Annotated in this window: 15 protein-coding genes; 11 read left to right on the top strand and 4 right to left on the bottom strand. The window is 61.7% G+C overall.

What is annotated here, in order from left to right; translation table 11 throughout:
• Positions 1-14 precede the first annotated feature (14 nt).
• The 11 genes from atpB (at position 15) to glmS (ending at position 11,086) form a co-directional block, all read left to right on the top strand.
• Entirely contained in the window at positions 15-884 is an 870-nt protein-coding gene (gene atpB, locus FFS13_RS02520; RefSeq protein WP_137817552.1) for a F0F1 ATP synthase subunit A, read from the top strand.
• Positions 885-1,060: 176 nt separating this feature from the next.
• The gene (atpE, locus tag FFS13_RS02515) at positions 1,061-1,318 is read left to right on the top strand and encodes a F0F1 ATP synthase subunit C (RefSeq protein WP_002555987.1); all 258 of its coding nucleotides are present in this window, start codon (positions 1,061-1,063) and stop codon (positions 1,316-1,318) included.
• A 70-nt stretch (positions 1,319-1,388) separates the two neighbouring features.
• The gene (locus tag FFS13_RS02510) at positions 1,389-1,859 is read left to right on the top strand and encodes a F0F1 ATP synthase subunit B (RefSeq protein WP_137817551.1); all 471 of its coding nucleotides are present in this window, start codon (positions 1,389-1,391) and stop codon (positions 1,857-1,859) included.
• Positions 1,860-1,873: 14 nt separating this feature from the next.
• A complete protein-coding gene (locus tag FFS13_RS02505) occupies positions 1,874-2,410 on the top strand; it encodes a F0F1 ATP synthase subunit delta (RefSeq protein WP_137817550.1) in 537 nt (178 codons plus the stop codon).
• Between the two features lie 21 nt (positions 2,411-2,431).
• Positions 2,432-3,976 carry a F0F1 ATP synthase subunit alpha gene (gene atpA, locus FFS13_RS02500; protein WP_137817549.1) on the top strand — a complete coding sequence of 515 codons (1,545 nt, stop codon included), beginning with the start codon at positions 2,432-2,434 and terminating at the stop codon, positions 3,974-3,976.
• Positions 3,977-4,026: 50 nt separating this feature from the next.
• Entirely contained in the window at positions 4,027-4,887 is an 861-nt protein-coding gene (gene atpG, locus FFS13_RS02495) for a F0F1 ATP synthase subunit gamma (protein ID WP_137817548.1), read from the top strand.
• A gap of 30 nt (positions 4,888-4,917) precedes the next feature.
• Positions 4,918-6,294, top strand: a complete 1,377-nt coding sequence (gene atpD, locus FFS13_RS02490) for a F0F1 ATP synthase subunit beta (protein ID WP_137817547.1) — start codon at positions 4,918-4,920, stop codon at positions 6,292-6,294.
• Between the two features lie 44 nt (positions 6,295-6,338).
• Positions 6,339-6,764, top strand: a complete 426-nt coding sequence (locus tag FFS13_RS02485; RefSeq protein ID WP_137817546.1) for a F0F1 ATP synthase subunit epsilon — start codon at positions 6,339-6,341, stop codon at positions 6,762-6,764.
• 160 nt (positions 6,765-6,924) lie between these two features.
• Positions 6,925-8,283, top strand: a complete 1,359-nt coding sequence (glmU, locus tag FFS13_RS02480; protein ID WP_137817545.1) for a bifunctional UDP-N-acetylglucosamine diphosphorylase/glucosamine-1-phosphate N-acetyltransferase GlmU — start codon at positions 6,925-6,927, stop codon at positions 8,281-8,283.
• 171 nt (positions 8,284-8,454) lie between these two features.
• Positions 8,455-9,225 carry a DeoR/GlpR family DNA-binding transcription regulator gene (locus tag FFS13_RS02475; RefSeq protein ID WP_137817544.1) on the top strand — a complete coding sequence of 257 codons (771 nt, stop codon included), beginning with the start codon at positions 8,455-8,457 and terminating at the stop codon, positions 9,223-9,225.
• A gap of 10 nt (positions 9,226-9,235) precedes the next feature.
• The gene (gene glmS, locus FFS13_RS02470; protein WP_137817543.1) at positions 9,236-11,086 is read left to right on the top strand and encodes a glutamine--fructose-6-phosphate transaminase (isomerizing); all 1,851 of its coding nucleotides are present in this window, start codon (positions 9,236-9,238) and stop codon (positions 11,084-11,086) included.
• Between the two features lie 66 nt (positions 11,087-11,152).
• Here the strand turns inward: glmS and FFS13_RS02465 are convergent, their stop codons facing one another.
• The 4 genes from FFS13_RS02465 to FFS13_RS02450 are packed head-to-tail and all read right to left on the bottom strand — an operon-like array spanning position 11,153 to position 15,354.
• Positions 11,153-11,638 carry a potassium channel family protein gene (locus FFS13_RS02465; RefSeq protein ID WP_137817542.1) on the bottom strand — a complete coding sequence of 162 codons (486 nt, stop codon included), beginning with the start codon at positions 11,636-11,638 and terminating at the stop codon, positions 11,153-11,155.
• A gap of 11 nt (positions 11,639-11,649) precedes the next feature.
• Entirely contained in the window at positions 11,650-12,675 is a 1,026-nt protein-coding gene (locus tag FFS13_RS02460; protein ID WP_137817541.1) for a DUF2955 domain-containing protein, read from the bottom strand.
• Positions 12,676-12,683: 8 nt separating this feature from the next.
• Positions 12,684-13,814, bottom strand: coding sequence for an HlyD family secretion protein (locus FFS13_RS02455; RefSeq protein ID WP_137817540.1), 1,131 nt, complete (start codon positions 13,812-13,814; stop codon positions 12,684-12,686).
• Entirely contained in the window at positions 13,807-15,354 is a 1,548-nt protein-coding gene (locus FFS13_RS02450; protein WP_137817539.1) for an efflux transporter outer membrane subunit, read from the bottom strand. Before FFS13_RS02450 ends, FFS13_RS02455 begins: the two co-directional genes overlap by 8 nt.
• Positions 15,355-15,359: the final 5 nt, after the last annotated feature.

The following is a 15,359-nucleotide window of genomic DNA, read 5'->3' as shown; positions in this document are numbered from 1 at the left end:
CGTTTGAGGCAAACATGGCAGAACAAACCGCTTCGGGCTATATCCAGCACCACTTGCAGAACCTGACTTACGGGCAACTGCCGAATGGTGATTGGGGGTTCGCTCACACCGCAGCAGAAGCTAAAGCAATGGGCTTCTGGGCATTCCATGTCGACACTTTGGGCTGGTCCATCGCCCTGGGTCTGATCTTTGTCCTGCTGTTCCGCCTGGCCGCGAAAAAGGCGACCTCCGGTCAGCCGGGTGGTCTGCAGAACTTCGTTGAAGTGATGATTGAGTTCGTCGACGGCAGCGTCAAGGACACCTTCCATGGCCGTAACCCGTTGATCGCACCGCTGGCCCTGACGATTTTCGTCTGGATCTTCCTGATGAATGCCATCGACCTGGTGCCGGTGGACTGGATTCCGAAAGTTGCAGCATTGCTCACCGGTAATGAACACCTGTTCTTCCGCGCGGTACCGACTACCGATCCGAATGCCACCCTGGCCATGTCCCTGTCGGTGTTCGCGCTGATCATTTTCTACAGCATCAAGATCAAGGGTATCGGTGGCTTCATCGGCGAACTGACTCTGCACCCGTTCAGCAGCAAGAACCTGGTGGTTCAAGCGCTGTTTATTCCGGTCAACTTCCTGCTGGAGTTCGTGACCCTGGTGGCCAAGCCTATTTCGCTGGCACTGCGTCTGTTCGGCAACATGTATGCCGGTGAACTGGTGTTCATCCTGATCGCCGTGATGTTTGGTACCGGCATTCTCTGGCTGAGTGGTCTGGGGGTCGTACTGCAGTGGGCGTGGGCGGTGTTCCACATCCTGATCATCACCCTGCAGGCGTTCATCTTCATGGTGCTGACCATCATCTATCTGTCGCTGGCGCACGAAGATAACCATTAAAAACGCGTAGCGCACCCGCTGACCTTCGCCCCTCGGGGAGAAGGTGCCCGAAGGGCGGAAGAGGGTGTGCGGTGTTTTGAGTGGAAGCCCGCAAGGGCAAAGGCAACAACTGATTTCGCTTTACCGCTTTACCTTAACAACCTTAACCAATACGACATAAAAAGTCGGGAGGAAAGATGGAAACTGTAGTTGGTCTGACCGCGATCGCCGTTGCACTGCTGATTGGCCTGGGTGCCTTGGGTACCGCCATTGGTTTCGGCCTGCTGGGCGGCAAGTTCCTGGAAGGCGCTGCGCGTCAGCCGGAAATGGTTCCGATGCTGCAAGTTAAAATGTTCATCGTCGCTGGTCTGCTGGACGCCGTGACCATGATCGGCGTTGGTATCGCACTGTTCTTCACCTTCGCGAACCCCTTCGTTGGTCAACTGGCAGGCTAATGCTCTGGAATCCCAGCGATGGGATTTCGAGTGATTGGTTTGACGGACAACGAACGAGCGAGGTGTTGGCGTGAACATTAATGCAACCCTGATTGGCCAGTCCGTTGCCTTCTTCATCTTTGTGCTGTTCTGCATGAAGTTCGTGTGGCCTCCGGTCATCGCGGCTTTGCAGGAGCGTCAGAAGAAGATTGCGGATGGACTGGACGCTGCCAGCCGTGCGGCTCGTGATTTGGAGCTCGCCCACGAAAAAGTGGGCCTGCAACTGCGCGACGCCAAAACCCAGGCAGCTGAAATCATTGAGCAAGCCAAGAAACGCGCTACCCAGATCGTCGACGAAGCTCGCGATCAGGCCCGTGTTGAAGGTGAGCGCCTGAAGACTCAGGCTCAGGCCGAGATCGAACAGGAACTGAACAGCGTCAAAGACGCCCTGCGGGCCCAACTGGGTGGCTTGGCGATCAGCGGTGCTGAGAAGATTCTGGGCGCCACTATCGACCGTAACGCGCATGCGGAGCTGGTTTCCAAACTGGCAGCCGAAATTTAAGCGAGGGCGCGATCATGGCAGAACTGACCACGTTGGCCCGACCTTACGCCAAGGCTGCTTTTGAGTACGCTCAGGCCCACCAGCAACTGGCCAATTGGTCAGCCATGCTCGGCCTGGCTGCAGCGGTGTCGCAAGACGACCGCATGCAGCGCGTGCTCACGGCCCCGCGTCTGACGAGTACAGATAAGGCCACCACCTTTATCGAGGTGTGTGGTGATAAGTTCGACGCCAAGGTACAGAATTTCCTTCACGTCATTTCCGAGAACAACCGTCTGGAGTTGTTGCCGGAGATCGCCGAACTGTTCGAGCTGTTGAAAGCCGAACAGGAAAAATCGGTTGATGTGGACGTCACCAGTGCCTTCGCATTGAACGAAGAACAGCAAGACAAACTCGCCAAGGTTCTCAGTGCACGGCTCGGCCGGGAAGTGCGCCTGCACGCTGCGGAGGATGCCACCCTGATCGGTGGTGTCGTGATCCGCGCCGGCGACCTGGTTATCGATGGCTCAGTTCGCGGCAAACTCGCGCAACTAGCCGAAGCATTGAAATCTTGAGTTTGAAGGGGCAGCAGAGCAATGCAGCAACTCAATCCTTCCGAAATAAGTGAAATCATCAAGGGCCGCATCGAAAAACTCGATGTGACCTCCCAAGCCCGTAACGAAGGCACAGTCGTCAGCGTGTCCGACGGTATCGTGCGGATTCACGGTCTGGCCGACGTTATGTACGGCGAAATGATCGAGTTCCCGGGCGGCGTCTACGGTATGGCGATGAACCTGGAGCGCGACTCTGTCGGCGCCGTGGTTCTCGGTGCCTACCAGTCGCTGGCCGAAGGCATGAGTGCCAAGTGCACCGGCCGCATCCTCGAAGTGCCGGTTGGTCCGGAACTGCTGGGTCGTGTGGTCGATGCCCTGGGTAACCCCGTCGACGGTAAAGGCCCGCTGAACAACGTCGCTACCGACGCGGTTGAGAAGGTTGCACCGGGCGTGATCTGGCGTAAGTCGGTCGACCAACCGGTACAAACCGGTTACAAGGCCGTCGATGCCATGATCCCGGTTGGCCGTGGCCAGCGTGAGCTGATCATCGGTGACCGTCAGATCGGTAAAACCGCTCTGGCGATCGACACGATCATCAACCAAAGAGACAGCGGCATCCGCTGCGTCTACGTCGCTATCGGTCAGAAGCAATCGACCATCGCCAACGTGGTTCGCAAACTGGAAGAAAACGGCGCGTTGGCTAACACCATCATCGTCGCGGCCAGTGCTTCCGAATCCGCTGCGCTGCAGTTCATCGCACCGTACGCCGGCTGCACCATGGGCGAGTACTTCCGTGACCGCGGCGAAGACGCGCTGATCGTCTATGACGATCTGTCCAAGCAAGCCGTGGCCTATCGCCAGATTTCCTTGCTGCTGCGCCGTCCGCCAGGCCGTGAAGCCTACCCAGGCGACGTGTTCTATCTCCACAGCCGTCTGCTGGAGCGCGCTTCCCGCGTATCCGAAGAGTACGTTGAGAAGTTCACCAATGGCGCCGTGAAAGGCAAGACCGGTTCCTTGACCGCTCTGCCGATCATCGAAACCCAGGCTGGCGACGTGTCCGCGTTCGTTCCGACCAACGTGATCTCGATCACCGACGGTCAGATCTTCCTGGAATCGGCCATGTTCAACTCCGGCATTCGTCCGGCAGTGAACGCCGGTGTGTCGGTATCCCGTGTGGGCGGCGCGGCTCAGACCAAGATCATCAAGAAGCTCTCCGGTGGTATCCGTACCGCTCTGGCTCAGTACCGTGAACTGGCGGCTTTCGCCCAGTTCGCCTCTGACCTGGACGAAGCCACCCGTAAGCAGCTTGAGCATGGTCAGCGCGTTACCGAACTGATGAAGCAGAAGCAATACGCGCCGATGTCCATCGCCGACATGTCGCTGTCCCTGTACGCCGCCGAGCGTGGCTTCCTGCAGGACATCGAGATCGTCAAAATCGGCAGCTTCGAACAAGCTCTGATTGCTTACTTCAACCGCGATCACGCCGACTTGATGGCGAAGATCAACGTGAAGGGTGACTTCAATGACGAAATCGACGCAGGCATGAAAGCCGGCATCGAGAAGTTCAAGGCCACCCAAACCTGGTAAGCCGCAGCGGGGGTCGCAAGACCCCCGCCTGCTAACCCGATAGGTGTTACATGGCAGGCGCAAAAGAGATTCGCAGCAAGATTGCGAGCATCAAAAGCACGCAAAAGATCACCAGCGCCATGGAAAAGGTGGCTGTCAGCAAGATGCGCAAGGCTCAAATGCGCATGGCTGCCAGCCGTCCCTACGCGGAGCGCATCCGCCAGGTGATTGGTCATCTGGCCAACGCTAACCCGGAATACCGTCACCCGTTCATGATCGACCGCGAAGTCAAGCGTGTCGGTTATGTGGTGGTGAGCAGTGACCGTGGTCTGTGCGGTGGCTTGAACACCAACCTGTTCAAGGCCCTGGTCAAGGACATGGCGGTAAACCGCGAACAAGGCGTAGAGATCGATATCTGCGTAGTAGGCAGCAAGGGTGCGGCATTTTTCCGCAACTTCGGCGGTAACGTCGTCGCTGCAATCAGCCACCTGGGCGAAGAGCCGTCGATCAATGATCTGATCGGCAGCGTCAAGGTGATGCTGGATGCCTACCTGGATGGCCGTATTGATCGCCTGTCCGTGGTTTCCAACAAGTTCATCAACACCATGACGCAACAGCCGACAGTGGAGCAGTTGATCCCGCTGGTGGCTGATCCGGATCAGGAACTCAAGCATCACTGGGACTATCTCTACGAACCCGACGCTAAAGAGCTGCTCGACGGCCTGATGGTGCGCTACGTGGAGTCGCAGGTGTACCAGGCGGTGGTCGAGAACAACGCGGCTGAACAAGCGGCGCGGATGATCGCGATGAAGAACGCTACCGACAACGCCGGTGATCTGATCAGCGATTTGCAGCTGATCTACAACAAGGCGCGTCAGGCGGCGATCACCCAAGAGATCTCGGAAATCGTTGGCGGCGCTGCCGCGGTCTGATACCGGTTCAAATATTCAGAGGATCCAGCTATGAGTAGCGGACGTATCGTACAAATCATCGGCGCCGTGATCGACGTGGAATTCCCACGCGATCAGGTCCCGAGCATCTACGACGCCTTGAAAGTTCAAGGCGCCGACACCACCCTGGAAGTTCAGCAGCAGCTGGGCGACGGCGTGGTCCGTACCATTGCGATGGGCTCGACCGAAGGCTTGAAGCGCGGTCTGGACGTCAACAACACGGGCACAGGCATCTCCGTACCGGTCGGTAAAGCGACCCTGGGCCGGATCATGGACGTACTCGGCAACCCGATCGACGAAGCCGGCCCGATCGGCGAAGAAGAGCGTTGGGGTATTCACCGCCCTGCGCCGTCTTTCGCCGAACAAGCGGGCGGCAACGACCTGCTGGAAACCGGCATCAAGGTTATCGACCTGATCTGCCCGTTCGCCAAAGGCGGTAAAGTCGGTCTGTTCGGTGGCGCCGGTGTCGGCAAGACCGTAAACATGATGGAACTGATCCGTAACATCGCCATCGAGCACAGCGGTTATTCCGTGTTCGCCGGTGTGGGTGAGCGTACTCGTGAGGGTAACGACTTCTACCACGAGATGAAGGACTCCAACGTTCTCGACAAAGTGGCGCTGGTTTACGGTCAGATGAACGAGCCGCCGGGCAACCGTCTGCGCGTGGCACTGACCGGCCTGACCATGGCCGAGAAGTTCCGTGACGAGGGTAACGACGTACTGTTGTTCGTCGACAACATCTACCGTTACACCCTGGCCGGTACCGAAGTATCCGCACTGCTGGGCCGTATGCCTTCGGCTGTGGGTTATCAGCCGACCCTGGCCGAGGAAATGGGCACTCTGCAAGAGCGCATCACTTCGACCAAAAACGGTTCGATCACCTCGATCCAAGCCGTCTACGTTCCTGCGGACGACTTGACCGACCCGTCGCCGGCGACCACCTTCGCCCACTTGGACGCCACCGTCGTACTGTCCCGTGACATCGCCTCCCTGGGTATCTACCCGGCGGTCGATCCACTCGACTCCACGTCGCGTCAGTTGGACCCGATGGTGATTGGTCAGGAGCACTACGATACCGCGCGTGGCGTTCAGTACGTGCTGCAGCGCTACAAAGAGCTGAAGGACATCATTGCGATCCTGGGTATGGACGAGCTGTCGGAAGCCGACAAGCAGTTGGTATCCCGCGCTCGTAAGATCCAGCGCTTCCTGTCGCAGCCGTTCTTCGTGGCTGAAGTCTTCACCGGTGCTTCGGGTAAATACGTTTCCCTGAAAGACACCATTGCTGGCTTCAAAGGCATCCTCAACGGTGACTACGACCAACTGCCAGAACAAGCGTTCTACATGGTCGGCAGCATCGAAGAAGTCATCGAGAAAGCCAAGAAACTGTAATCCCAGCGCCCGGTAACGGGCGCTAATCAGGTTGAGGCAAGCAAATGGCTATGACAGTCCATTGCGATATCGTCAGCGCGGAAGGCGAGATCTTCTCCGGTCTGGTCGAGATGGTGATTGCGCACGGTAACCTGGGTGATCTCGGGATCGCTCCAGGTCACGCACCGTTGATCACCGATCTCAAGCCGGGCCCGATCCGCCTAATCAAGCAGGGTGGCTGGTCCGAGGTGTTTTACATCTCCGGTGGTTTCCTGGAAGTGCAGCCGAATATGGTGAAGGTCCTGGCCGACACCGTACAGCGTGCAGCCGACCTGGACGAAGCCTCTGCTCAGGAAGCCGTCAAGGCTGCCGAGAAGGCCCTGCATGATAGAGGCGCGGAGTTCGACTACGGTTCCGCCGCCGCCCGTCTGGCCGAGGCCGCAGCTCAGCTGCGGACCATCCAGGCGGTGCGCAAGAAGTTCGGCGGCTAATCCCGCAAGACTTCATCGCGATCGAGTAAAAGGGTAGCCTTGGCTACCCTTTTTCTTTTTCCGGTTTTGCCTATTCGTAGGCTGGGTAGAGCGCAGCGAAACCCGGCTCCTGTGTATTACCGGGTTTCATCCGGCCTATGCTTGTTCAGGATCTGTCCACATGTCTCTCGATATCGTCATCCTCGCCGCCGGCCAAGGCACGCGCATGCGTTCCGCGCTACCCAAGGTGCTGCATCCGGTCGCCGGTAAATCCATGCTCGGGCATGTCATCGACAGCGCCCGGCTACTGCAGCCGCAGAGCATCCAGGTGGTGATCGGCCACGGCGCGGAAACCGTGCGCGAGCGGTTGGCCGCGGACGACCTGAGCTTCGTGCTGCAAGCCCAGCAACTGGGCACCGGCCACGCGGTGGCGCAGGCGCTGCCCAAGCTTTCGGCCGAGAACGTGCTGATCCTCTATGGCGATGTGCCGTTGATCGAGGTCGACACCCTGCAGCGCCTGCTGCAACGGGTCAGTTCCGAGCAGCTTGGGCTGTTGACGGTCGATCTGAACGATCCGACCGGCTACGGGCGGATCGTTCGCGACGACCAGGGCCTGGTCAAAGCCATAGTCGAACACAAGGATGCGACGCCCGAGCAGCGGGCGATCTGCGAAGGCAATACCGGCATCCTCGCGGTGCCCGGCAAGTGCCTGGCCGACTGGCTCGGCCGCCTGTCGAACAACAACGCCCAGGGCGAGTACTACCTGACCGACGTGATCGCCATGGCGGTGGCCGACGGCCTGGTGGTGGCCACCGAGCAGCCGCTGGATGCCATGGAAGTGCAGGGCGCCAACGACCGCATGCAGCTGGCCGAACTCGAGCGCCATTACCAACAACGCGCGGCCCGCCAGTTGATGGCCCAGGGTGTGACCCTGCGCGATCCGGCACGTTTCGATCTGCGTGGCGAGGTGACGGTGGGCCGCGATGTGCTGATCGACATCAACGTGATACTCGAAGGCCGGGTGCTCATCGAAGATAACGTCGAGATCGGCCCCAACTGCGTGATCAAGAACAGCACCCTGCGCAGAGGTGCGGTGGTCAAAGCCAACAGCCATCTCGAGGGTGCCGAGTTGGGCGAGGGCAGCGATGCCGGACCGTTCGCACGCTTGCGCCCAGGTTCGGTGCTGGGCGCCAAGGCGCATGTGGGTAACTTCGTCGAGTTGAAAAACGCCGTGCTGGGCGAAGGCGCCAAGGCCGGCCACCTGAGTTACCTGGGCGACGCCGAAGTGGGGGCGCGAAGCAACATCGGCGCGGGCACCATTACTTGCAACTACGATGGCGCCAACAAGTTCAAGACCGTGTTGGGCGAAGACGTGTTTATCGGCTCCAACAGCGCCCTGGTTGCTCCTGTGGCGCTCGGCGACGGTGCCACCACTGGCGCCGGCTCGGTGATTACCGCCGATGTACCGGCCGCCACCCTGGCGGTGGGCCGGGCCAAGCAGCGCAATATCGAAGGCTGGAAGCGCCCGACCAAGAAGTGATGCGACGTAGGGTGGATAACCGCGAAGCGTTATCCACCGACGGTTTCGCCAGCGTTTCGCTTGGTGGACAAGCACAGCGTTGTCCACCCTACGTCGTTTCCCGCTTGACGAAAAAGCTTCGATAGGTTTTGATTCGCGCACTTATCTTTCGAATCGAAACTTAACTGGCCTATGTCGAAGCGCAACACCCCGCAACGCCGTCACGCCATTCTTGCGCTGCTCACCGAGCAGGGTGAAGTCAGCGTCGATGAGCTGGCCAAGCGCTTCGCCACCTCGGAAGTCACCATCCGCAAAGACCTCGGCGCGCTGGAGAAGAACGGCCTGTTGCTGCGTCGTTACGGCGGGGCGGTGCCGATGCCGCAGGAACTGATCGCCGACGGCGGCCAACCGATCTCCAAATACAAGCAGGCTATCGGTCGTGCTGCGGCCGGGCTGTTGCGTGAACACGCACGGATCATCATCGATAGCGGTAGCACCACCGCGGCGTTGATTCCGGAGCTCGGCTACAAACCCGGTTTGCTGGTGATGACCAATTCCTTGAGCGTGGTCAGCGCCTTGCGCGAGCTGGAACACGAGCCGGTGTTGTTGATGACTGGCGGCACCTGGGACCCACATTCTGAATCCTTCCAGGGCCAAGTCGCCGAGCAAGTGCTGCGCTCCTACGATTTCGATCAGCTCTTTATCGGGGCCGATGGTATCGACCTGGCGCGTGGCACTACGACCTTCAATGAGCTGTTGGGCCTGAGCCGGGTCATGGCCGAAGTCGCCCGTGAAGTCATAGTCATGGTCGAGGCCGATAAGATCGGCCGCAAGATTCCCAATCTGGAGCTGCCCTGGAGCAGCATCCATACCCTGATTACCGACGAACGCCTCCCAACGGAGGCCCGTGAATCGATCACGGCGCGCGGGATACACCTGATCTGCGCCGTTGTAGAAGCCTAAGGAGAGAACTATGTGTGGCATCGTTGGCGCCGTCGCCGAGCGCAATATCACCGCGATCCTGGTGGAAGGCCTGAAACGTCTGGAATACCGCGGCTACGACAGCGCCGGCCTGGCGGTCTTCAGCAGTGCCGGGCAGCTGGAGCGCCGCCGCAGTGTGGGCAAGGTCAGCGAGTTGGAAAACGCGCTGAATGCCGAACCATTGGCCGGTCGTCTGGGCATCGCCCACACCCGTTGGGCCACCCACGGCGCACCGAGCGAGCGTAACGCCCACCCGCACTTCTCCGGCAGCGAGCTGGCGGTGGTGCACAACGGCATCATCGAAAACCACGAACAATTGCGCGAACGCCTGAAGGGCCTCGGCTACCTATTCAGCTCGGATACCGACACCGAAGTCATAGTTCATCTGCTCGATCACAAGCTTAAAGACTGCGGTGATCTGGCGGCGGCGCTGAAAGCCGCGGTGAAGGAATTACACGGTGCCTACGGTTTGGCGGTCATCAGCGCGCGCCAACCGGATCGCCTGCTCGCCGCCCGCAGCGGTAGCCCGCTGGTCATCGGCCTCGGTCTCGGTGAGAACTTCCTCGCCTCCGACCAACTGGCATTGCGGCAGGTTACCGACCGCTTCGTGTACCTGGAAGAAGGCGACATAGCCGAAATCCGCCGTGACAGCGTGCAGATCTGGACGGTCGATGGCCAGCCGGTGGTGCGCGAAAGCGTGCAATACCACGAAGGGGCCGAGGCGGCGGATAAGGGTGAGTATCGCCACTTTATGCTCAAGGAGATTCACGAACAGCCGAAGGTGGTGCAGCGCACCCTGGAAGGCCGTCTGGGTTCCGATCAGGTGCTGGTGCAGGCCTTCGGCCCGCAAGCCGCCGAGCTGTTCGCCAAGGTGCAGAACGTGCAGATCGTCGCCTGCGGCACCAGCTACCACGCCGGCATGGTCGCCCGTTACTGGCTGGAAGGCCTGGCCGGCATTCCGTGCCAGGTCGAAGTGGCCAGCGAGTTCCGCTACCGCAAGGTGGTGGTGCAACCGGGCACCCTGTTCGTCAGCATCTCCCAGTCCGGCGAAACCGCCGACACCCTGGCCGCCTTGCGCAACGGCAAGGCGCTGGGCCCGGATAACGGCGGTTACCTGGCCAGCCTGGCGATCTGCAACGTGGGCATCAGCTCACTGGTGCGTGAGTCCGACCTGACTCTGCTGACCCAGGCCGGCCCGGAAATTGGCGTGGCTTCGACCAAAGCCTTCACCACCCAACTGGTGGCGCTGATGCTGCTGACCCTGTCACTCGGTCGGGTGCGCGGAACCTTGGCGGCCGGTGTGGAAGCCGAGCTGGTGGAAGAGTTGCGCCGCTTGCCGACTCGCCTCGGTGAGGCGCTGGCGATGGACAGCAGGGTGGAGAAAATCTCCGAGCTGTTCGCCGAGAAGCATCACGCGCTGTTCCTCGGCCGTGGCGCGCAGTACCCGGTGGCCATGGAAGGTGCGCTGAAGCTCAAGGAAATCTCCTATATCCACGCCGAGGCTTACCCCGCCGGTGAACTCAAGCACGGCCCGCTGGCCCTGGTGGACAGCGACATGCCGGTGGTCACAGTGGCGCCGAACAACGAGCTGCTGGAAAAGCTCAAATCCAACCTGCAGGAAGTGCGCGCCCGTGGCGGCGAGCTGATCGTCTTCGCCGACGAGCAAGCCGGCTTGGGCAACGGCGAGGGCACCCATGTGGTGAACATGCCGCACATCCTCGATGCTCTGGCACCTATCCTCTACACCATCCCGTTGCAGCTGCTGTCCTACTACGTCGCCGTGCTCAAGGGCACAGACGTCGACCAGCCGCGCAATCTGGCCAAGAGCGTCACCGTCGAATAAGCCTCAGGGATAAGCGCGCGGCGGGTGTGGGGGTCCTGAATTCAACACACAAGCACCGCCGTTCGCCTAGCCCTTATGGTTAGGGAAAACGTCGTCTCGTCTTGCAGGGGGCTCATTCGGCTGCAGCCGGGCCAGGTTGTGCTTGATGACATCCATCACCGCCGCGGTCATCACCGAGGTGGAGACACCGAACATCAGGATGCCGTTGGCCGCTTCCAGCGGGCCGAGCAGACGCCAGCGTTCGGACATGACGATATCGCCATAGCCCAGGGTGGCGAAGTTGACCCCCGAGTGATACAGCGCGGTGGCGAACTCGCCGAATTCGCCGAGCAGCATGAACAGGGCGGCCCAGATGGCCATCTGCACGAAATTGCCGAGCAACATCAGCAGCATCACCATCGACAGCAACAGGATATCCAGCCACTGCGAGTCGCGGCCTTGCCGGGCATGCCTGAAGCGCACGTACTGGCGCAGGCACATGGCCAGGAAAATGGCCTGCAGCAGCAGGCAGAGCAGCATCACGGGGAGGCCGGTCAGCAGATTGAGCAGCATGGGTGACCCCTTCAGCGGGCGTGTTGCCGCACGCGGCGGCGTTGGTCGAGCAGGTGGACCATCAGGCAGGCATAGAGGGTGACGGCGATGAACAGCCCCATGCGCACGGCGAAGGCGCTGTAGACATCCTTGCCGGCGGCGCTGTCCTGCACCGACTGACCGAGCAGGATGATCAGGGTGACCTGAGTATTGAGCCAGAAGCCAGGCGTCAGCCGGGTCGGGCTCAGGGCATAGAGCTTGCGCGCCAGCAGCAGGCCGACCAGCAGCATCCACAGGAAGAACATCCACAGGTGCACAAACAGGCTGAGGGCGCACCAGAACAGGATCGCCAGCAGGCCGCCGAGCAGGGTCGAGCCGAGCAACTCGCGGCCGGCATCGCGCGCCTTGGTGGTGCAGCTCTGCTGGCCGAGGCTCACCGATTTCATGATCAGTGGCATATAGCTGGCCGGATCGATCAGTGCCAGCAGGAAGGCCGGCAGCACTACCAGGGCTGCGCGCAATGCCACCCAGCCGGCTTCTTCGGTCGGCAGCGCCGGGGCGGCCGGTGATGCCTGCGCGGCGGTGGTTTCGGGAAACAGCCAATGGCTGAGGGACAGCACTATTACGGCGAGGAGCAGGCCCTTGACTAGGGCGCCGATGACCAGTAGGGCCAGGCCGAAATCGGCGGTGCCGGCCGCAGAAATCATGGTCAGGCCGATCACCAGGAAGGTGGCGACCAGGTTGTTGCCCCCGTGCAGGCCATAGCGGAAGGCCAGGAACAGGCACAGGCCAATCAGCAGAACCCCGCTGAAAGGGTAGTAGCGCAGCAACGGGATCAGCAGCAGGCCGCTGCCGGTGGTCAGCATCACCACCAGCGTCAGCCCCAGCCCAGCCTTCAACGACAGGGGGCGGTTGAGCGAGGCTAGGAGGAACAGGCTGAACAGCGGAGCGACAAAGGGGATCGGCAGGTTCAGGCCGAAGCTGGCGGCCAGGCACAGCGCGGTGCCGCTGGCCAGGCGCAGTGCCCGCTGGCTGCGGGGCTCGCGTTCAGTGGGCATGGGCGCTGTCAGTAGGCATAGGACAGCCAGCTCATCAAACGCAGGAACAGGCGACCCAGCGGGTTAAGCGGGTTGCCCTCGTCGGGGAACGCCATGACTTCGGCCTGCCCGCCGACGCGGATGCCGCGCAGCGTGGCCAACTCGCCCGGGGCGAGCTCGATAATTACCGGGAAGCGCTGGGCCGGGCGCAGCCAGTCGCGGCTGTTCTCCACGCTCGGCAGGGTGCCGGGCGCGGTGCTCTGGCCGACGCTGACCCCATAGCCGACGCTGCGCACACGACCTTCGAATATCTCGCCAGGCAGCGCGTCCAGCACTATGGCAACCGGGGTGCCGGGCTCGACCCGGCCCAGGTTGTTCTCGGTCATTTCCGCGCTAATCCATACATCGTGAATGGCGATCAGGGTCATGACCGGATTTCCGGCAGCGGCATATTGTCCGGCTTCGGTGCGCAGATCGGTGATCAGCCCGGCCGAACGTGCTCGTACCCGGGTATTGGCCAGGTCCAGTTCGGCCTTTGCCAGGGCGGTGGCGGCGCTGCGCAGCAGGGCGTTGTCTTCGTCGCTGCCGCCCTGCTGTTCACGTGCGCGTTGCACTTCGGCCCTGGCCGCGGCGACCTGACTGATGGCCTGCTCACGACTGGAGCGGGAGACCTCGAGGAGACGCACGGAAATGGTTCCCGGATCGTCGCGATACAAGCCTTCAAGACGTTGGTTATCCTGGCGAGCCTTGAGTTCGTTGGCCTGGGCGGCGCGCAAGGATGCTTGCGCCGAGTCGATTCCGGCGGTGCTGGCAGCGATCTGACGGCGTGTCGACTCGAGGTCGGCACGGGCGCGATCGACGGCGATCCGGTACTGCTGCTGATCCACCTCGAAGAGGACTTCGCCGGCCTTGACGTCTTGATTGTTGCGCACCTGCACCCGGGTCACCCGGCCGGCCACTTCTGCGGCCACCGGGACGACGAAGGCCTGCACCCGCGCCTGCTGCGTGTAAGGAGTAAAGCGGTCGGCCAGCAGGTACCAGAGCAGGCTCAGGCCGATCAGCCAAACCACCCACTTCGCGCCCTTCTTTACCGGGTCGGCGGTAGGCGCGGGCGCGCCGGTGACCGGAGCCGAGGGGGCGGGCTGCGCTGCTTCACTCATCGTCTCTTACCTTGTGTGGAGTCGGGGAGGCGCTGGCCGTGGGGTCCGTGGGCTCATCCAGGAGGTCGCCCCAGTCGGTGCGTTGCTGCATCTGCTCGCGGCTGGCCTGATCGACCCTCGGCTGAGCGCTGTACCAGCCGCCTCCAAGGGCCTTGTACAGGGCAATCAGATTGCTCACTGCATTGGCACGGCTGAGCAGGTAGTTATCCTGTTGCAGGAACAGCGCACGCTGGGCGTCCAGCACGCGCTGGAAGTCCGAGTAGCCTTCGCGGTACTGGGCGTTGGCCAGGGTCACCGAGCGCTGGGCGGCCAGTGCCGCCTCGCGCAGGATACGCTCGCGCTCCAGCGCCTTGATCAGGCCATTGGCGGCATCGTCGGCCTCGCGCGCCGCCTGGCGCACGGCGTCGCGGTAGACCTCGATCAACTGCTGCAAGCGGGCATCCTGCACGCGCACGTTGTTGCTGATTTGGCCGTGGTCGAACAGGTTCCAGCGCAGGCTGGGGCCGCCGACCAGGTCCAGACTGTTGGAGGCGCCGTCCAGTGAGCTGGCGGACCAGACGATGCTGCCCAGCAGGCTCAGTGAGGGGTAGAGATCGGCTTCGGCCACGCCGATGAGTGCCGACTGGGAGGCGACATTGAGTTCGGCGGCGCGTATGTCCGGCCGGCGCAGCAGCAGGTTGGCGGGTACGTCCTGCAGCACCGCGCGATCGATCAGCGGGATCAGCCCCTCGTTCTCGACCAACTCCGGCAGCGGGCTGGGCGGACGGCCGATCAGCACGGCCAGGGCGTTGCGGGTGCGCAGTACCTGGTCCTCGAAGTCGGGAATGGTACTCAGGGTGCCCAGATACTGGGTCTTGGCCTGTTGCAGGTCGAGTTCGGCAGTCTGCCCACTCTTGAACAGCTTCTCGGTGATTTCAAAGCTGCGCTTTTGCTGCTCGGCGTTCACACGGGCGACACGCAGACGCGCTTCGGTGGTGCGCAGGGCGAAATAGGTATCGGCCATCTGCGCCCGCAGCAGCACCAGTACGTCTTCGTAATTGGCTTCGGCGGCGAAGTAGCTGGCATCGGCCGACTCGATGGCACGGCTGAAGCGGCCCCAGAAATCCAGCTCCCAACCTATGTCGAAGCCCGCGCTGTATTGCCAGAAATGGCTGTCCTGCGGGTTACGCCCACCGGACTGGTTGCGGTCCAGGTACAGACTGTCGGCGCTGGCCTGCTGCAGCTGCGGGTAGCGCCCGCTCTGGGCGATACCCAATTGGGCGCGCGCCTCGAGCACCCGCAGGCCGGCAATCTTCAGGCTCGGGTTGTGGGCGTCGGCCTCGGCAATCAAACGGTCGAGGATAGGGTCGGCGAACACCTGCCACCACTGCAGAAAGTCGGGTTGTGGGCGCTGCTGGCTGGCCTGCTCGAGCGCCGGGCTGTTCCAGTGTTCGACCCATGCCTCACGCGGTGCCTGGAAGTCCGGCCCCAGGCGTACGCAGCCACTGAGGCCAAGTGCGCCGAGCAGGAGTAACCGGCCTGGGCGAAGTCCGGGCGACATGGGGG

The organism is Pseudomonas sp. 2FG, from assembly GCF_005502935.1.
Classification (GTDB): Bacteria; Pseudomonadota; Gammaproteobacteria; order Pseudomonadales; family Pseudomonadaceae; genus Aquipseudomonas.
This window is presented reverse-complemented; position numbering and strand designations above follow the sequence as displayed.